Source organism: Moorena sp. SIO4A1, assembly GCF_010672065.1.
Lineage (GTDB): Bacteria > Cyanobacteriota > Cyanobacteriia > Cyanobacteriales > Coleofasciculaceae > Moorena.
Genome location: NZ_JAAHHX010000012.1, coordinates 40,157 through 59,318, shown reverse-complemented (window position 1 = coordinate 59,318; position 19,162 = coordinate 40,157). Strand labels below are relative to the sequence as shown.

17 protein-coding genes are annotated in these 19,162 nt (G+C 43.1%); 10 read left to right on the top strand and 7 right to left on the bottom strand.

The window, feature by feature from the left end; translation table 11 throughout:
- Positions 1 to 193 precede the first annotated feature (193 nt).
- From F6K53_RS12330 to F6K53_RS12320, 3 genes are all read right to left on the bottom strand, one after another.
- The gene (locus F6K53_RS12330) at positions 194 to 1,708 is read right to left on the bottom strand and encodes a mercuric reductase (RefSeq protein WP_366511348.1); all 1,515 of its coding nucleotides are present in this window, start codon (positions 1,706 to 1,708) and stop codon (positions 194 to 196) included.
- Positions 1,709 to 1,789: 81 nt separating this feature from the next.
- A complete protein-coding gene (locus F6K53_RS12325; protein WP_293065358.1) occupies positions 1,790 to 1,930 on the bottom strand; it encodes a hypothetical protein in 141 nt (46 codons plus the stop codon).
- 91 nt (positions 1,931 to 2,021) lie between these two features.
- On the bottom strand, positions 2,022 to 2,756 hold the full coding sequence (locus F6K53_RS12320; protein WP_293080880.1) for a TVP38/TMEM64 family protein: 735 nt from the start codon (positions 2,754 to 2,756) through the stop codon (positions 2,022 to 2,024).
- Between the two features lie 967 nt (positions 2,757 to 3,723).
- Between F6K53_RS12320 and F6K53_RS12315 the strand changes: the two genes are divergently transcribed.
- Positions 3,724 to 4,413, top strand: coding sequence for a hypothetical protein (locus F6K53_RS12315; RefSeq protein WP_293065364.1), 690 nt, complete (start codon positions 3,724 to 3,726; stop codon positions 4,411 to 4,413).
- A gap of 107 nt (positions 4,414 to 4,520) precedes the next feature.
- Entirely contained in the window at positions 4,521 to 4,859 is a 339-nt protein-coding gene (locus F6K53_RS12310) for a XisI protein (protein ID WP_070395931.1), read from the top strand.
- A 154-nt stretch (positions 4,860 to 5,013) separates the two neighbouring features.
- Here the strand turns inward: F6K53_RS12310 and F6K53_RS12305 are convergent, their stop codons facing one another.
- Positions 5,014 to 5,259 carry a DUF4926 domain-containing protein gene (locus F6K53_RS12305; RefSeq protein WP_070395932.1) on the bottom strand — a complete coding sequence of 82 codons (246 nt, stop codon included), beginning with the start codon at positions 5,257 to 5,259 and terminating at the stop codon, positions 5,014 to 5,016.
- A complete protein-coding gene (locus tag F6K53_RS12300; protein ID WP_293065372.1) occupies positions 5,259 to 5,594 on the bottom strand; it encodes a DUF6883 domain-containing protein in 336 nt (111 codons plus the stop codon). Before F6K53_RS12300 ends, F6K53_RS12305 begins: the two co-directional genes overlap by 1 nt.
- 455 nt (positions 5,595 to 6,049) lie before the next feature.
- Here F6K53_RS12300 and F6K53_RS12295 point away from each other — a divergent pair, with 455 nt between their 5' ends.
- The 5 genes from F6K53_RS12295 to F6K53_RS12275 all read left to right on the top strand — a co-directional run bounded on the left by F6K53_RS12295 (position 6,050) and on the right by F6K53_RS12275 (position 8,500).
- The gene (locus F6K53_RS12295) at positions 6,050 to 6,616 is read left to right on the top strand and encodes a Uma2 family endonuclease (protein ID WP_293065374.1); all 567 of its coding nucleotides are present in this window, start codon (positions 6,050 to 6,052) and stop codon (positions 6,614 to 6,616) included.
- A gap of 107 nt (positions 6,617 to 6,723) precedes the next feature.
- On the top strand, positions 6,724 to 7,131 hold the full coding sequence (locus F6K53_RS12290) for a XisH family protein (protein WP_293017858.1): 408 nt from the start codon (positions 6,724 to 6,726) through the stop codon (positions 7,129 to 7,131).
- The gene (locus tag F6K53_RS12285) at positions 7,122 to 7,466 is read left to right on the top strand and encodes a XisI protein (protein ID WP_293017859.1); all 345 of its coding nucleotides are present in this window, start codon (positions 7,122 to 7,124) and stop codon (positions 7,464 to 7,466) included. Before F6K53_RS12290 ends, F6K53_RS12285 begins: the two co-directional genes overlap by 10 nt.
- 29 nt (positions 7,467 to 7,495) lie before the next feature.
- On the top strand, positions 7,496 to 7,711 hold the full coding sequence (locus tag F6K53_RS12280; protein WP_293017860.1) for a hypothetical protein: 216 nt from the start codon (positions 7,496 to 7,498) through the stop codon (positions 7,709 to 7,711).
- Between the two features lie 48 nt (positions 7,712 to 7,759).
- Positions 7,760 to 8,500: a class I SAM-dependent methyltransferase gene (locus F6K53_RS12275; RefSeq protein WP_293065378.1), complete on the top strand. Its 741-nt coding sequence runs from the start codon at positions 7,760 to 7,762 to the stop codon at positions 8,498 to 8,500.
- A gap of 268 nt (positions 8,501 to 8,768) precedes the next feature.
- Here the strand turns inward: F6K53_RS12275 and F6K53_RS12270 are convergent, their stop codons facing one another.
- Positions 8,769 to 10,193 (bottom strand): hypothetical protein, encoded by a 1,425-nt coding sequence (locus F6K53_RS12270; protein ID WP_293065381.1) that lies wholly within the window; start codon positions 10,191 to 10,193, stop codon positions 8,769 to 8,771.
- A gap of 293 nt (positions 10,194 to 10,486) precedes the next feature.
- Complete coding sequence (locus tag F6K53_RS12265; protein ID WP_293065383.1) at positions 10,487 to 14,941, bottom strand: caspase family protein; 4,455 nt, start codon at positions 14,939 to 14,941, stop codon at positions 10,487 to 10,489.
- A gap of 320 nt (positions 14,942 to 15,261) precedes the next feature.
- Between F6K53_RS12265 and F6K53_RS12260 the strand changes: the two genes are divergently transcribed.
- From F6K53_RS12260 to F6K53_RS12250, 3 genes are all read left to right on the top strand, one after another.
- A complete protein-coding gene (locus F6K53_RS12260) occupies positions 15,262 to 15,864 on the top strand; it encodes a Uma2 family endonuclease (RefSeq protein ID WP_293065386.1) in 603 nt (200 codons plus the stop codon).
- A gap of 240 nt (positions 15,865 to 16,104) precedes the next feature.
- Entirely contained in the window at positions 16,105 to 16,266 is a 162-nt protein-coding gene (locus F6K53_RS12255; RefSeq protein ID WP_293030909.1) for a hypothetical protein, read from the top strand.
- Between the two features lie 458 nt (positions 16,267 to 16,724).
- Complete coding sequence (locus F6K53_RS12250) at positions 16,725 to 19,160, top strand: caspase family protein (protein WP_293080877.1); 2,436 nt, start codon at positions 16,725 to 16,727, stop codon at positions 19,158 to 19,160.
- Positions 19,161 to 19,162: the final 2 nt, after the last annotated feature.

Genomic DNA, 19,162 nt, shown 5'->3' with positions numbered 1-19,162 from the left:
CGCTTTTTAACCTTTGGATTATTTCAATCGGAGGTCAAGACAAAGAGGGAGTAGGGAGATAGGGAAATAGGCAGAGCTGACCAAGTCCTATTCTGGGAAAATCTAAGGAACGGGCAAGATGCCCATTCCACCAAGATGCCTATTCCAGAAAACTCTTAAAATTATTCCATTATTAAGCAAAGCTCCTTTTACTCTAAGAAAGCTTAGTCAGGAATTCTAAAAATGTTTTAGTTCTTGGTGTTAAAAGAGTGCGGCGATAGGCATCTGCCGCTTTTTTAATTCCTTCTGCTTGAGTTGGATAGGGATGAATTACGCTGGAAAGCTTACTCAAACCAATCTTATGGACAATTGCTGTAGTCACCTCAGAAATCATTTCCCCTGCATGAGTTGCCACAATAGTTGCTCCCAGGATTTGATCTGACCCCTTCTTATGGTAAATTTTAACAAATCCCTCTTCTTCCCCATCTGCGATCGCTCGGTCTACAGTACTAAAGGGAATTTTAATAGTATTAACATTAAATCCTTTCGCTTGAGCTTCATGTTCATACATTCCCACATGGGCAATTTCTGGATCAGTATAGGTTGCCCAAGGCATCACCAAGTTACTCAGCTTATATTTACCCAAGCCAAAGGGAGAAAATAGAGTATTCTTAATCACAATCCGTGCTGCTGAATCCGCTGCATGGGTAAACTTCCAGTCCATGCAAATATCACCAGCAGCATAAATTTTGGGATTGGTAGTTTCAAGGTAATCATTCACCTTTACTCCTTTACGCTGGTCATACTCTACCCCGACCAATTCCAAATTTAACCCTTCCACATTGGGCGCACGTCCAGCACCGATCAAAATTTCATCTACTGTGACCGACTCTTCCAAACCAGTGCAGCTATTGAAGTGTAAGGTTTTACCTGCTTCTGTCTTCTCGACCCGGTTCAATTTGGCACCCAGGACTAAACGGATACCTTCTTTTAAAAAGACTTTTTGAACAATATCGGCGGCGTCAGCATCTTCTTTATTTAAAATGTGAGAACCGCGATGGAACAGCACTACTTCACAACCTAAACGGCGGAAAGACTGAGCTAATTCACACCCAATGGGACCGCCACCAATAACAGCTAGTCGATTGGGACGTTCTGTCAGAGAAAATACCGTTTCATTGGTGAGATACCCCGCCTCTTCCATGCCCTCAACTCGGGGTCTTACTGCTCTTGCTCCTGTAGCAATTACCGCTTTCTTAAACTTGAGGGTAGTATCGTTTACTTCGATGGTATCATCACCGGTAAACCGACCATTTCCTAAAAATATATCAATACCATAGGTATCTTTGAAGCGTTTAGCAGAATCGTGATGGCTAATCCCTGCCCGTAGCCGACGCATCCGTTCCATCACTGCCGGGAAGTCTACTTCAATATTATCTGGAACTTTAACCCCAAAGGCTCCCGCATTGCGCATCTCAGCCACTACCCGAGATGACCGAATCAAACACTTGGAGGGGACACAACCTACATTTAAACAATCCCCACCCATCAAATGCCGTTCAATCAACGCCACTTTCAAACCAACACCGATACCTGCTGCACCTGCTGCGGTAACTAATCCAGCTGTACCAGCACCAATAACTACTAGGTCATAACAATCAACAGGTTTTGGATTAACCCAATCCCCTGGATGAACGTAGTTAACCAACCTCTGGTTATACTCGTCCATGGGTGGAACAATAACTCTTTGGTATTGAGAACTTGACATTTATAATAACTCCTTTGATAGTTCAAAATTAAATTATTTGTTTTAGGGAATAGGGAGTAGGGAGTAGGGAGTAGGGAGTAGGGAGTAGGGAGTAGGGAGCAGGGAGTAGGGAGTAGGGAACAAAAATTCACGGATCTCTATAACCTTTAACCTTCTAACCTTTAACCTTGGCCAATAGGCCACGCTACGGGAACAACTTCCTAACCTTTAACTTCCTAACCTTTAACCTTCAACCTTCAACCTGCTAACCTTAAATCTCCTAACCTTAAATCTCCTAAACTGTCTCCTTAGAAACGCTTTTGGCTAAAGCCTTCTTAGCCAGATTAGTAATAAAAAGTGTTATTGCCACAGTGGCGATAAAACCAATAATCCGAATTGCCCACTGGAAAGTGGGATTGGTTGGTGCCTCACCACTACCAAGAGTGGCCAGGTCTCCAGCCAAAGAACCGATGTAAACGTACATTACTGTTCCTGGAATCATGCCAAAGGAGCCTAAGACGTAGTCTTTTAGCGAAACCCCAGTTAGACCATAGGCATAGTTTAAGAGATTGAAGGGAAATACAGGAGAGAGTCGAGTCAAGAACACAATTTTCAATCCTTCCTGACCTACTGCTTCATCAATGGCACTAAACTTGTCATTTCCGGCAATTTTTTGAGCAATCCAGTCCCTAGCTAGATAACGCCCAACCAGAAAAGCAGCCGTGGCTCCGATAGTGGCTCCGATGAACACATAGATTGAGCCTAAGACAACACCAAATACTACCCCAGCCCCTAGGGTAAGGATGGACCCAGGCAAAAATGCTACGGCAGCAATGATATAGATTGCGATAAATGCGATCGCTCCGATGGGTCCAAGACTATCAATCCACTGCAAAGCATTGCGCAGTAGTTCTTGAGGATTGAATCCTCCACTACTAGCGGATTCCTGTGCGAAACTCGGCTCAGCGTGTACCACCAGTACCATCACCATTGCCAGTAATGTTAATGAAACTAACTTGAAACCCTTCATGACCTTTCGGGGATGAAATTGACTGCTTCTTCTTGTACTTATCATGAGTTGGGACCGTTGCAATTCAACTTGAGACATAGTAATCAAATTATCTAGAGATTCTGGTTATCTTAAATGGCTTGTTTGGTGATGAAATTAACAAAAGTTTATAACTTTACAGGTAAGCATTCAGCCTTCAGCTATCAGCTAATGCGCTACTTGAGATGCTACTTGAGGTGCTATCAGCTTATCCCCTACATTGGTTTAATCTCTGTTACCTCAGCTGACGGCTGACTTCTGACCGCTGACGGCTGACGGCTGACGGCTGAGGCCAGTTATGGATTCAGCCTTGAGCCTAGGGCGATCAGCTTTCTAGAGAGTGGCCAACAAACAATTGCAGTATCAATTGCTTGTTGATGATCATCATACAATACTTTTTAGGAGCTAAAGCTAGTGAAACTAATTTAAATTTAATAAGAATATTTTTTGGGGATTTTCAGCTTAATATTAGCTGATACTCAGGAAAAAATAAGCTTTATTAATATAGCGGATATTAACTATAAAAAATTAGATGGGAGATTAATTTTGTAACAAAGTAACAGCAGCTCTGAAAACAGTTGTTTTTAAGTTATAGCAAAAATTAAATAGTTCAGCTAAATTAAAGCTAAATTGAAAGTTATGGGGGGTATAATTCACAATCCTATAAGATACTCATGATAGTCAGGAGTTGCCCAGTAAATCTACATAGCTGTAGCAGTTTTTATTAATGCATCCTAGTAGTTATAGGGTTGGTTTACAAGTTTTGCCTAAGTCCTGTAGCTGTGAAAACCTTTCCTTAGCAGGATTATTACAGAAGGATACTAAGGGATTGAGGAAACAAAAAAAAAGTTTTTTTTAATAAAATTTAACTCGATTGGATGGCAAAACTAAAAAAATACTGCTATACTTTCCGTAAAAGCTTGATTTACAAGACATGCAACTGACAACCATGAATCTTAAATCTGCTCAAGAAGACCATATTAATTGGATCAAAACTCAGCTAGAACAAACCCAGCGAGAACTTACTGAAGCGGAAGCAAACCTGGTTGAGGTAAAGGCTTTAGTGGAGCAAAAACGGGCAAACGTTGCCTATTATCAGAATAAGCTTGAAGCCGAACTATCCAGCAACGATATTGCAGCGGAAAACGATGATATTGCAGCGGAAAACGATGATATTGCAGCGGAAATATCGAGTGCTTTCCGGGAACTTGAGGTTAATGCTAATCATTTATCTGAACAAGCTCCCACTGTGAATTCAAGTGGCAATGTCGGTCAAGTAACTTTTGTTGATGAGGAATTAGAAGAGGAATCCTTTGAAGAAAACCAAAGGGAAAACCAAGACGATGAGGAGGGTAACAAGCGCAATCCCAGAGATATGTTATATCCAGAATTTAGAGGTAAAACATTCGGGGAAGCGGTAGAGATTATCTTAGATAAATTCGCGGCTCCGGTTAACCGAAAACAGATTGCCAGCAGACTCTTTGATGCCAAATCTGAGCATGAACAACTCCGTGCTACAAACTCCTTAGCTAACCAATTGCATCAAGGTGTAAAAGAAGGGAGATGGAAGAAAGTGGGACGAGGTCTTTTTGCTTCTAATTCTTTCCAGGAGCAAGTAACTGATGAAATTAATAACTAAAAGTAAATTTACAGTGGTTTTTTAAGTTATCCGTTTATACAAAAGTCGATCAAGTGTAATCAGGTTCCTATTGTAGTTTATGATATTTCGCAACCAAAGATTAATCAATGGATAAACTAGAGGTATATCGACAGCACATTCAGGACTTGCTTAAAAAACGCGCCAGTATTAAGTCGGCGAATCCAGCCATCGAAACCCAGCTCATTTTTGATACGGAACGGGATCATTACCAAATGGTTCATACCGGTTGGAAAAATAACACCACACGTATTTATGGCTGTTCTGTACATGTGGATATTAAAGATGCCAAGATTTGGATACAGCATGATGGGTCGGAGATTGCGATCGCAGATCAGTTAGTTGAGCTAGGGGTACCAAAGCAGGATATTGTCTTGGCCTATCAGGCACCCATCATGAGGCAGTATACCGAGTTTGCGGTGGGGTGAGCGCACCCGCCATACAGTGATGGAACTAAAAAATCAGTGGTGTGAAGTGTTCTATGACAGGCGTTGCTAAACAGATGAAGGCCGCAGGGTTACCCCTGAAGGATATTGCACAATATACGGGGTTGAGCGTTGATCAGATAGATGGGTTGTAGGTTCAAACGGCTTCATCCAATCTTCGGATATGCAGAACCTCATTTTTCATTAATGACTCAATTTGTGACTCTGAAACCACTAAAACGGCGATCGTTTCCCCGATCCCATTGAAAACTTCCAGACTATAACCATCCTCTCCGTCTTGTATTGGATGGTGATCGACAATCGTTGCAATATCCCCTTGCTGCAACTTATGCTTGGGAAAATCTTCCCGCAGAGCCACCCGTGAAAATAACTCAAATGCCATTATCTAGCCTCCTTATCTGGGTACAGGGTGATAAACTTTGTCTGTTGAGTTTCATGCTCCACCATCCAAATTGTCTTGATGTCTAGTTCAACTCCATTTGGTCCTACTAAAATGCCCCGAATGGTATAAACATCGCCAAATCGGTTGGGTTCATCGCTCAAAGTCGCATCCAATGGCAAAATCTGGGAACGCAAATCTATTTCTAACTGTTGCCAGTTCTCTTGACTATAGCCTGCCTGAGCTAAAAATTTTGACTTATCATCGTTATCACGCCAAACCAACAAATATCTGGTAAGTTTGGCCGTTGCAATGATGGCATCCTGTGGAAGTTTCATAAACCTATATGGTTATATGGTTATCCAGTTTTGGCGTTATCATCCCTAAACGTTATCATTAATTCCCAGTATATTGATTTTTGCACGTTAGTGTAGCCTATCGATCAAGGAATCGCACCCAACCTGGTTCCACGATGATGGCGTTGGGAATTTTATTCGCGATCGCTTATCTATTCTTGTCAAGACATCCGGTCACACAGGACTGACACTGGCCCTTTGATCCAGGGTTCTTTAGTAGAAGAAAGTAGGTTTTTTCGGTAGAGTGGGCAAAACTTACCCACCCCACTTAAATTCAATATTAAGTCTCTACTTGGAAGTAAACATCAACCATGTCGTGTCTAGTACTGACTCTCCCTGTTGTAAGGTAAAGTTGTAACTTATATGAACCAGTGGTATCTATCATCTAAAACTTGTTCTCGATGCTAAGGCCAGCTACGTAATTCATAGACTCTGCCATGATTGCCAATCCTCAGTCCCAAAAAATGACTGTCGAAGCTTACTTGGAATGGGAACCACACCAAGAACTTCGATACGAATTTATTAATGGTGACATTTTGGCTATGACAGGTGGCAGCATTCCCCACAACGATATTGCGATTAATCTACTAGCTGCCCTACGTCCCCACGTTCGTCCCAAAGGCTGTCGCATCAATATTGCTGATGCCAAAGTAAAGGTTACCGAATCTATCTACCGTTATCCAGATGTGGTGGTGAGCTGCGATCAGCGAGATAGAATAGCGATTAACGCGATCCAATATCCAAAACTTATCGTTGAAGTGCTTTCCCCCGGTACAGAAGCTCTCGATCGGGGGAATAAGTTCAAAGAATATCGCACTCTACCCAGCCTGGAAGAATACATCCTGATCAGCTCTACCGAGATCAACGTCGAGATTTACCGGAGGGGCGAAGGGCGGTTGTGGCTATACAGGGCATACCAAGCTGGAGATGTGATCACCCTACAGAGCGTTGGCTTTGAGTTTGCGATCGCACTCGTGTATGAAGATATCCCACTAGACCGGTGAACTATCTCAGACTAAGGTTTGGTGGTGCGATCACCCAAGGAATGATAAATACATTCGCTCTAGCATATAATTTTACCAGAAAAGCTTCCTGTTTATTTTAAAAGCTCATGGCAAAGGATCCTTTCCACAATGCAGTGAGAACTGCCCTAGAAAAAGAGAACTGGGTAATTACTGCCGATCCCTATCAACTGAGTGTTGGGGGAGTCGATTTTGAAATTGATCTTGCTGCAGAGCTAATCGCTGCAGAACGAGCAGGAGAAAAAATTGCTGTGGAAATCAAAAGCTTTATTGGTCGATCCGTTGTCTCCGATTTTCATACTGCCCTTGGGCAATGCATCAACTATCAATTTGCCCTAAATGAAGTTGATGCCCAACGTAATCTTTACCTTGCTATTCCTGAAACAATTTACCAATCTTTTTTCCAGCGACGGTTTGTACGATCAGTCATTGATAAGACTCAAATCAATTTACTCATCTATGACCAAACTCAGGAGGTTATTCGGCAATGGCTGTAGAAGAATCTGTAGAACAATATCGTCAATGGATTCAGCAATTACTTCTAGAACGAGCCAATCGCAAACCCACCTTCCCGGAAATTGAAACCCAAGCAGTGTTGGACACCGAACGAGATCATTATCTGTTACTGCACACGGGTTGGAAAGATAACCGTCGCACCCACGGCTGTAGCCTCCACTTAGATATCAAAAATGGTAAAATCTGGATTCAGCATGATGGCACGGAAATTGGCATTGCTACCCAATTGCTTGAACTGGGTGTTCCAGCTGAGGATATTGTCCTTGGCTTCCACTCCCCCAACATGCGCCAATACACTGAGTTTGCTGTTGATTAACTAGATTTCGGGCGTTGCTGAATCTTTCAATGAATAGGAGTAGAGTGGGCATCCTGCCCGCCCCAAAAGATCGCCAAACAGGCAAGATGCCTATTCCCCAAACAGGCAAGATGCCTATTCCACGGGTAGAGTGGGCATCCTGCCCGCGCCAAAAGATCGCCGAACAGGCAAGATGCCTATTCCACAGGATTTTTTCCCAGATCCGCTGTTCCCTGTTACCTAAAAACATGTACTTCACCAATTGAAAACCGCTATATTAATAATAATCATAAATAACAATAGCAATTAAAGCCATGAGTAGCTCGAATCAAAAACACTATAAAAGAATCGGGAGTATCTATGATGATTTGTGGAGTTACTCAGAAGACTACATTAGATTTATGGGGTTAAAAATCATTGAATATTTACGCTTAACCTCAACAGATAGTCTTGTGGATTTAGGCTGCGGTACAGGACTTTTTACCCAATCAATTCCGAAGGAAATACAGTTAGATAATCCGATTATCTGCGTCGATCCTTCTGAAGAAATGCTCTCACAAATCCCCTTAAGCCCTCAATACCAAATTAGGGCAGTAGATGCGATTACTTTTGTTTCTGAAACCTCAGGTTATAATAAGGTCTATATGAAGGAAGCAATTCATCATATAGACAATAAAGAATTACTATTTAGTAGTTTGTTTCAAAAGCTAACTAGTGGAGGAATTTTATTGCTAATCCTTCTGCCTCCTACTATTGAGTATCCTTTATTCAAGAAAGCTTTAGAGCGATATGAAAGAAGGCAGCCTAACTATAACGATCTAACTAGTTTACTTGAAAAAGTCGGCTTCAACGTCTCAGTTGATTTTGTTGAATATCTTCAGTCAATTCCTAAAGAACAATACTTGAAAATGGTAGCAAATCGCTATATGTCCTTACTGTCATTATTTGATGATCAACAGTTACAGGAAGGTCTAGCAGAAATCTCAGAAAAATATGCTCAACAATCTATCCTTGAATTTCCTGACCGTTTTGTTTTTATTACAGCAAGTAAGTAGTTAAGCTATCAGCTATCAGTTATCAGCTATCAGCTATACCAAAGGGAACAGGGAACAGGGAACAGGGAACAGGGAGTAGGGAGTAGGGAGTAGGGAAAAGGGAACAAAAATTCTCGCAATTCCTACACGGATTGGTATATCAGTTATCAGTTATCACCTATCAGCTAAAGGCCTTGGCCATAGGCCACGCTGCGCGAACGCGAATGGCCACGCTACGCGAACAGCTTATGCGCTACGCGCTGCATCCCTATTCCATACTCCCTGTTCCCTATTCCCTGTTCCCTATTCCCTTTGCTGTAGTCGCGATCGCATCAGCTCTAGCATTCAATCGCTTCAGTAAGGTTGTATGGGAGAGGTTGGGATCATCCTCAAGATTGACCAGACCAAAACTAATTGGGGGTGTATGACCGGGCAAATCTACCCAACGATACCAGGTATAACCGACAAGAGCGGGATGAGTCAAAGCCCTGGCTAAGGACTTAGCGCCATTACGCATCATCCGTGACCTTTCGGAAAACCCGTCTTCTGGTTCATCGGGTAAGGCTCGTTGAGTAAACCTGGTGTGTCCCCAACTAAACTCAGTGTTGAGCACTGGCAATTTTGTAGCTTGGTAGTATAGGTCTATCCGCTCATACATGTTGTAGCGATAATTGTTAGCAGATACCACATCTACCCAAGGTCTTTTGATGGCGGAAAATACAGCATTAGAAGGAGGTGCCCCAAACCGACATCCCAGGATTAAATGATTGTGGTCATAGCGGTGGATTGCTGCTGCAGTTTCCTGAAAATAGCGTCTAGCAAATTCTGCTTGAAACCCATTCTGATCCACTAAGTAGCCTTTAGAAACAATCCCTTGTTTTGTCTTAGTCCATTCTTTAATCGTGTCTCTAGATTCAATCGGGACCTGCCAATCTTTAGCTAACTGCTCTAGACTATTACCATGGCGCTTTAAAACAAAATCCCAGGCAGCACTATAGGCGGGTTTTTCTGGATTGAGGCTAAGGCAAAATTGTAGTAAAGATGCCTTAGCGTTATTGGTCAACAACAATTCTGAGTTAACCTTTCGGTCTGGTGTTTCGGCGTGTGCCCAATTGAGTTCATTGTCAGTAAAATATCCCACTAGCAGCTTACTACTTGCCACCGGTGCTACGATTTCCTTAGCTTTAGCATCAATCCCTTCAATCCATTTTGGATCAAACACATCAGGTAACTTTAGCTTCCTGTCATCAACCCTAAGTTCGCTGTCTGGAGCAGCTTTGACGAAATTTAGGATAACCGTGTAGGGCATACCCTGATCCCACAATTGAGGTGGTGTCCATGCTCCTAGGGCATTAAAATTCCAGTTTCGCAGCCGCTCAAAGGTAGCTTCCCGAAATGCAGCGGGGTCTTGACCATATTTATCTTCGACAACCGGAACATAGGGAGCAGGATAGCCAAAGTTGACGGAGGTGACACCCCGGTAAAGAAAGGGTTTGCCATCGGGGTCAATCAACCACCAACGACCTTTGTGGGATTTGCCAACTCGGAAAAAATCCTGCTGACCTATTACTGTTTCGGTCTTGATGCGTACTTGGGCAAGAGGACTAGCAGCTTGAGAGGCAAGAAGACTATTGGGTAGGGCAGAGCTCAGCAGTACGATAACTGCTGAGAGGATGAATAGAATAAATCGGGATAATACTTTCCAATGTCGCATTTCAGTTTTGTTAATCCCTGATTGAGATCCCCCTAAATCCCCCTTAATAAGGGTAGGGCTGTTTCATCTCATTTATAAACCCTATATAGGCCGGCGTTGCTGAATTAAGGAATGAATGCGCGATTATCTGATTTTATTACAGCCCCCTAAATCCCCCAACTTTGGGGGACTTGTCTTGATGCAGTCGCTCATGGGGGAAACCCCCAAGACCGCGCTGCATCGCTTGAGAGTTTTGTTCCCCCCAGAATTGGGGGGCTAGGGGGGCGAAAGCATACCCAAAATCAGCAACGCCATCAATTTTTGCAGAGATTGCGATCGCTCTCGTCAACATTGGGGTTACTAAGATAGTCTCGCACCCAATCACAACCCTTGGCTATTAGTTCATCCAATCCTCCTATACGCCATAACTTGGCATTTCCGGATGTATCAAGAGTGGCTAGTAAGCTGCCATCAGCACTAAGACTTATACTTGTAACTTTACTTTGATGCCCATCTTTGAAAGCAGTCAATAATTTTCCTGACATATCCCATACATAGGTATAACCCTTCTCCTCCATATGAGAACCATTATCCTCCAAATAACGCCGCTCTGCACTAACCACTAAGCCACCCTGGGTACTAAAACCGATACTATCAAAGCCATACTTAGCACTCTTAAACTTAACTAATTCCTCACCAGACTCCAATTCTTTTAAAAAGATATTACCTCGCTCTACATAGTGATCAGGTAAAGCATTCTGCGCCACTAACAGCTTGCCATCGGAGCTAAAAGCGATTTCACCCCATAGCTTAGGTTCAGTTTTCCAGATTTTACTGTTCAAATTCAACCGATGGAGAGTACTAGTATTCTTATCATCATAACCCTGCGGATATACAGTACTATCGTTCTCCACAACAAGCAATTGTGTACCATCAGGGCTAAAAAGAAGCTGGCTAATTGTTTTATTAAAATTTTTAGATTTATACAACTGATTGCCATTCAAATCCAATAAGCGAATCCTATTATCTTTACCAACTCCAGCCAATTGTGTACCATCAGGGTTGAAAATGATTTGCCTTATTTTTGTTTTAAGATCGGGAAATCGCTTCAACACCTTACCAGTCAAATCCAACCGACGAATAGTGTCATCACTTCCGACAACAGCTAGTTGCTTACCATCGGGGCTGATGCTGATACTTTTTAAATTCGGAATTAGCTCTAACTCCTCTAATGGCTTCTTATCTAGTTTCCACCAGACCAGGGTATTGTCATCACCTAAACTAGCAAGTTGTCTGCCGTTCGACGAGCTAGAAATCACCTCACGAATACCACCTTGATGCCCTTTCAGTTCAAATTCCAAGGCGTCTGACAAAGAGTCATTAATCTTATATGGTTCATCATAAACACTAATAATACCCTCACCCTCTTGCCCAATAATCAGACGACCTTCGGTATCAAAAATGATACTGCTAGCTCTACTTATGGGTTTAAACTCCTTCCAATATTCGCTATCTAAACTACGAAAGTAGGCAATGCTTACATCATCTCCAAACAATCCTGCTAAGTATTCACCATTAGGACTAATAGGACTAAAAACCAGATTTCCCGAGAGTGTAGGACTAAAAGCCAGATATCCAGAGGGTGCCTGATTAAAATTTTTAAACTCTGCCAACTGATTACGACTCCTGTAGTCCGACAAGCTGAGGGTATTGCCAGATTGGTTAGCTACTACTAGCTGGTTATTGGAGTTAAAGCTAATACTATAGAAATTGCCTTCCTGTTTCAATAGCTTCGGTTTATCTCCCGTTTCCCACAGGCAGATAGTACTGGAATTGCCCTTCTCAGTTACCCTTTGTAAATAGGCTAGAAGCTTCTTGCTATCAGGACTGAAACTGATCCCTCTGTCATATACACCGAAACCAGTAGGAGATAGATTTAAATCAGTATATGTAAACCCTGAAATACAGTCTGTAAGCTGACGTGGCTCTTCCTGTTTTCCTTCTAAGTTCCAGAGGCGAAAAGTCCCTTGCTGGTCAATTGTTGCTAATAAGCGACTATCCGGACTAACATCAAGATCTACGTCCCCCTCATGTCCTGAAAATACTTTGGGTTGTTGTCTGCCTTTGAAGTCTTGTAAGCGGACAGTACCATCCTCTGCTGTAGCAATCATTAACGTACCATCAGGCTTAAAAAACATCTTCTCAAAACCTTGAGGTACTTCTCTGCGGTTATATTCTCTAGTTGAATATAATGCCATTCGTAAAGTTTGTAACACTTCAGCTTGAATCTTACTGTCTGGCTTGAATAAGGATAAGTATCCCGGCCAATCTTGAATAGATTTTGCTGCCCGTAAACTGGCAAGCAAAGCTTCTAAATCTGGATATAATCCAAATTTGGCTTCAGCGGCTTGCCGATCGGCCTTAATTTGACCGAATAGGGCGTTTCTTTGACCAATTAAGGAGAATAAACCTGTAATTAACCCTACTATAACTGCGATCGCAACACCCGAATTACGATTAGTATTGAAGCTTTTTCGTCGGACGCTACACCGCACAAACTCAGCTTCTACTTGGTTAAGCCAGTTATTATCAGAATTGAGTACCTTTTTCAACAAATCCAGACGTGGGTTAGTATGCCAAAGAAACCTTGCCGTCTGCTGGCTTTCCCACTCCTGGGCTGCGGTCGTTAACCGCCGTTGCAGAAGTAAATTTTCCTCCTCCTGTTGCTTCCATCCCAGCAATCTTTGCCATCCCCGCACTAAAGCATCATGGGCTGGTTCTACATAGGGATTCCCCTCAGCATCTTGTCCTTCTACTAATAACCGTGCTGTGCTAAAACCCTCAATTACTTCCTTGACTAAATCATGTTTCTGAGGCGGATATTCCAATTCCCATAAAGGTACTTGCCTACGGGCTAACTCACCTCCACCTAGTGCCACCATCCGCAGCATCACATGACGGATCACTTGGTCATAAGCGGGATTTTCTTGAACTAGCTTCTGATACTCCTCATCCGCCCTTTGAGTTAGCGATCGCATTACTCCCCCCAATTCAATATAATCGGCTTGAGTCAACGCCCGGTCAATAGTCATACCCATATATTGTGACTGCCGTTGCCGCCTTAAATACTTGAGATACAGTTCACTCAAGGCAAAAGACAGCAGGGGTAATGCTCCCGGCATATCCGCCACTTCATCAATTAATTCTTCTACTAATTCGTGGGGTTGAAAATACATTACCCGTGCTTGAGCCGGTTTTTCTATCGCTTCCCTTAGTTCCCCTCGTGTCATGGCTGGTACAATAAATCGTCCACTTTGCCAAAGATTTATCAGTACCGTGGTTCCCAATTGATTTAGTACTTCCGGTGCCAACTTTAAGCCCACATCTGTGATTTGGGGTTCAAAATCAGAACGTAGGCTTAATACTACTCGTAATTGCTCCCGATAGCCATGAATTGCTGCCAGTATCTGTTGAAAAAATTCCTGGCGCTCCTGCTCATCTTGACAGAGTGTAATGATTTCTTCGCTTTGGTCAATAAAGATTAATAACTTGGATTTGGGATTGTTTTTAACCCAAACCGCAATACTTTCAGTGAGAGTTTTTTGTTTGTTCCCTAACTCGACTTTTGGTAATCCCGCCTCAACCAGGGCTTTATTGAGAGCTTGGAAGGGGGTTTCTCCGGGACGAATTGGTGACACTATCGACCATTTATCGGTATTTTCCTGTTTCAACTGGGGAATTAATCCGGCTTTCACCAAACTCGATTTACCCGAACCGGAAGCACCTAAGACCACAGTTAAGGAATGAGTATTGACAAAATCCTGTAACTTTTCTACTAGTAATGTTCTACCAAAAAATAGTTGACTGTGTTCCTCTTCAAAGGAGTTTAAACCCCGATAGGGATTTTTCGACTCATCTAATGGTGGTGCGGGGGGTAAGTTGAGTTCATGTCCTGGAGACAGAAAGATATACTCGCCTTTATCGTGCTTGTCTAAACACCAAATACCAGGGGTTTGCCGCACACGGCATTTTTCTGTGGGAATTTCGACTCTATCCCGTAAATATAAATATAATTTTGTGGCTGTAATTACCCCATCGACCGCCGGTTTGCCATTCGTGGCAGGAGGATAGATATCTGCTGCACCTTCTAGGGCTTCTAATAATGCACTAGCAAAAGGGGAATGATTGCCGATTTGACCGCGTTCGCTATCTAAATTAAAGTTATCTAAAGCCTTTTGATCCGAAGCTGAGGAAGTAATGATTTGCCAGGCCGGGTCAGTAATAAAACGGTCATAACGCTCTTGGTGAATTACTTCTGGTGATGTGAGTAAATCCCTGGTACTTGACCAACGGAAAGCACCAGCAAAACAGCAGTCTAGGATACCCAAGAAATGACGACAAGGTAATTTAATTAAAGCATCGTGTAACTTGGTCATGGGCAGATAACTATTAGTATCCCCCAGGGATGCATCTTGAGGAATTAGGTAACCAGCCGGGCCATCATCCCCATTGAGGGCAACTCCATGACCAGCGAAGTAAAATAATAAGCGGTCATTTTCAGTGACTTGTTCGGGTAGGGTTTGGTCTAAAAATTTGTTGAAGTTAGAGAGGGTGGCTACTTCGTCTAAGCATACCCAGACTTGATAACCATGCTTCTCGCGCAGAATTTCTATTAGTTTTTTGGCATCGTTTACGGCGGTGTTCAGGGGGGAAATGCCGTTTTGGTAGTTGTTAATGCCGATGATCAAGGCGAGATGGCGAGAAAACATGTTATACTAAAAGCACTTATAAAGATAACTTTAATACTCTTGATTGCTAGCATCCCATTTTGGCAAATATATCTTTTTATGTGGGCGGTATAATCCCGCTCACACAGCTGGGGTATAGTTTGTCAAATCTGGGATGCTCCCTATTTATTCCCCAAGATAACCTGTTGACTTTACGCAGAAATTAGTATTTTCGTAATAAATCTTTACCTATTGACGAAAGCAGACAAGCCCTAGTGTCATTGGCGTATATATCTTTCCCCTCTTGTATCCATGCCTTTTTATGCAATAAGTCTGTTTACAACCTAGATACAAACCCTATAATGACCAGGCTACTGATTCAAACCCAAACTGTTCCTGTTATGGTCAATCTTCCTGGGATCATCCCAATGACTCTCGCCCAGTTTTATGAATTCTGTCTAGCCAATCGAGATATACGAATTGAGCGCACCGCCAGTGGAGAAGTTGTGATTATGCCGCCAGTCTTTTCCGATACAGGCAATCGGAATCTGAAAATTTCTCAACAATTGGCTAACTGGGCTGATCTCGACGGTACGGGTGAAACCTTTGACTCCAGCACCGGCTTTACCTTACCCAAGGTCGCGATCCGCTCTCCAGATGCCTGTTGGATTAAACTGGAGAGCTGGAATGCCTTAACCGAAGAACAGAAAGCTTCCTTTGCCCCCATTTGCCCCGACTTTGTGATCGAGTTACGTTCAGCCAGCGATACACTCAGTGGCTTGCAAGATAAAATGCAAGAATACCTTGACAAGGGTACATCACTGGGTTGGTTAATCGACCGCCAAAACCGGAAAATTTACATTTATCGTCCTAATCAGAAACCAGAGATTTTGGACAATCCTGAAACCGTTAGCGGTGCTCCGGAACTGGCGGGGTTTGTGCTAAACATGAGCAAGATTTGGTGAAAGCAATTGTCAGCTATCAGCTAATGCGCTACTTGAGATGCTACTTGAGGTGCTATCAGACGTCAGCTATCAGCTAATGCGCTACTTGAGATGCTACTTGAGGTGCTATCAGCTATCAGCTAATGCGCTACTTGAGATGCTACTTGAGGTGCTATCAGCCTATGGGCTACAGATGGTGCTACTTGAGGTGCTATAGCACTACCCATTAAAGTTAGGACATTGATAAAAGCTCATTTGCTAATGCACGTCAACTTTTGCCTCTTGCCTCTTGCCAATGCCATTGCGCGTAGCGCTATATCAGCCTATGGTTTAGCTTTCGGTGCGATTGGCCTACGGCCACGCTACGGGATCAGCCCTACAGGCATAGCTGCGCTGACCGGACTACTTCTCAACCAAGATTAACGAGAGTGCGAACGCGCCCCGCGTGACATGCAGGTCGATCGCACTTCTGTGCTAAGAGTTTTGAGAAAGCGATCGCACTTGTGTACCAACAGTTTTAAGAAAGCGATCGCTCTTGTGTAGCAATAGTTTTGAGAAAGCGATCAGCCCTACACCGGTTAGCCCACACCCCATACCCAGTAAGGCTAACAATGCTGCTTGTCACCCCGTCAGGTCAAAAAGACACCGGTTAACTAGTATAATTAAATTAAAAAAAGTTAATTTTTTTTTACATAAAAGGTACCCTCAAGGGGACTATTAAGCTGGGGTTAGATGTATTATTATTTTGGAATAAACATACCCCATTCAGCTGTGTAAGCATGATTATACTGCCTACATAAAAAGATATATTTGCCAAAATAGGATTGTTCCAATCACTAGCATTAAAGTTATCTTTATAAGTGCTTTTAGAATAAAACGCCATGTTCTCCCGCAATCTCGCCTTTATCATCGGCATTAACAACTACCAAAACGGCATTTCCCCCCTGAACACCGCCGTAAACGATGCCAAAAAACTAATAGAAATTCTGCGCGAGAAGCATGGTTATCAAGTCTGGGTATGCTTAGACGAAGTAGCCACCCTCTCTAACTTCAACAAATTTTTAGACCAAACCCTACCCGAACAAGTCACTGAAAATGACCGCTTATTATTTTACTTCGCTGGTCATGGAGTTGCCCTCAATGGGGATGATGGCCCGGCGGGTTACTTAATTCCTCAAGATGCCAAACTCGGGGATACTAATAGTTATCTGCCCATGACCAAGTTACACGATGCTTTAATTAAATTACCTTGTCGTCATTTCTTGGGTATCCTCGACTGCTGTTTTGCTGGCGCTTTTAAATGGTCAAGTACCAGGGATTTATTAACATCACCAGAAGTAATTCACCAAGAACGATACGACCGTTTTATTACTGACCCGGCATGGCAAATCATTACGTCCTCAGCTTCTGACCAAAAGGCTTTAGATAACTTTAATTTAGAACGGGTACGCGGTCAAGTCGGTAATCATTCCCCTTTTGCTAATGCATTATTAGAAGCTCTCGAAGGGGCAGCAGATATCTATCCTCCTGCTACGAATGGTAAACCGGCGGTCGATGGGGTAATTACAGCCACAAAATTATATTTATATTTACGGGATCGAGTCGAAATACCCACAGAAAAATTCCGGATACGACAAACGCCCGGTATTTGGTGTTTAAATAAGCACGATAAGGGAGAATATATCTTTCTGTCTCCAGGACATGAACTTAACTTACCGCCCGCACCACCATTGGATGAGTCAAAAAATCCCTATCGCGGTTTAAACTCCTTTGACGAGAAACACAGTTCACTGTTTTTCGGTAGAACATTACTAGTAGAAAAGTTAGAAGATTTTGTCAAAGCTAATCCCCTGACAGTAGTGTTGGGTGCTTCCGGTTCCGGTAAATCTAGCTTGGTGAAGGCAGGATTAATTCCCAAACTACGGCAAGATCAAGAGAAATGGTGTATTTTGCCACCCATCCGTCCTGGTGAGACGCCCTTGGAAGTATTAAATAATGTGCTATGTAATGCTAAGTTACCAGAGGTAGCAGCCCAAACCCCACAGCATAACCTGGCAATGAGCATTGATGTTTGGGCGAAGAATAACCCCAACTCTAAGTTATTACTGTTTATTGACCAAAGCGAAGAAATTATTACACTCTGTCAAAACTTAGATGAGCGTAAAGAGTTTTTCCAACAGATACTCACAGCCATAAATGCCCATGGGGATAAATTACGGGTAGTAATATCCCTACGGTCTGACTTTGAACCCCAAGTCAGGGATGCTGGCTTAAGGTTTGTCCCCACAGACTATAACGTCGGAAACACTGTGCTTAAACAGGGTTGGCACAGCAGACGATTTATTGTACCGGCGATGACGCGAGCTGAACTCAAGGAAGCAATCGAGAAACCCGCAGAAGCACGGGTAATGTATTTTCAGACCCACGAACTTGTAGAACAATTGATTGATGAAGTGGCAGATATGCCCGGAGCATTGCCCCTGCTGTCTTTTGCCTTGAGCGAACTTTATCTCAAGTATTTAAGGCGACAACGGCAGGCACAATACAGGGGTATTACTATTGACCGGGCATTGACTCAAGCCGATTATAGTGAATTGGGGGGAGTAATGCGATCGCTAACTCAAAGGGCTGATGAGGAATATCAGGCGCTAGTTAATGAAAATCCAGCTTATGACCAAGTAATCCGTCATGTCATGCTGCGGATGGTGGCACTAGGTGGGGGTGAATTAGCCCGTAGGCGCGTACCTTTATCAGAATTAGAATATCCGGGAGAGAAAAATGGTTTAGTTAAAGAAGTAATTGAGCGCTTTACCAACGCACGGTTATTGGTGAAAGGAGAAGATACTGATGGTGATCTTTATGTAGAACCAGCCCATGACGCTTTGGTGCGGGGTTGGCAAAGGTTGCTGGAGTGGAAACAAAAGGATGAGGAAAATTTACTTCTACAACGGCGCTTGACGACCGCAGCCGAGGAGTGGGAAAGCCAGCAGACGGCAAGGTTTCTTTGGCATACTAACCCACGTCTGGATTTGTTGAAAAAGGTACTCAATTCTGATAATAACTGGCTTAACCAAGTAGAAGCTGAGTTTGTGCGGTGNCCCCATCTCCCCATCTCCCCATCTCCCCATCTCCCCATCTCCCCATCTCCCCATCTCCCCATCTCCCCATCTCCCCATCTCCCCATCTCCCCATCTCCCCATCTCCCCATCTCCCCATCTCCCCATCCTCCCATCGCCCATCTCCCCATCTCGATTATTGGGATAATCAGGATATTGCCAATCGAATCTAGCTTTCTTAGCTCAAAACGGGATAACTAAAA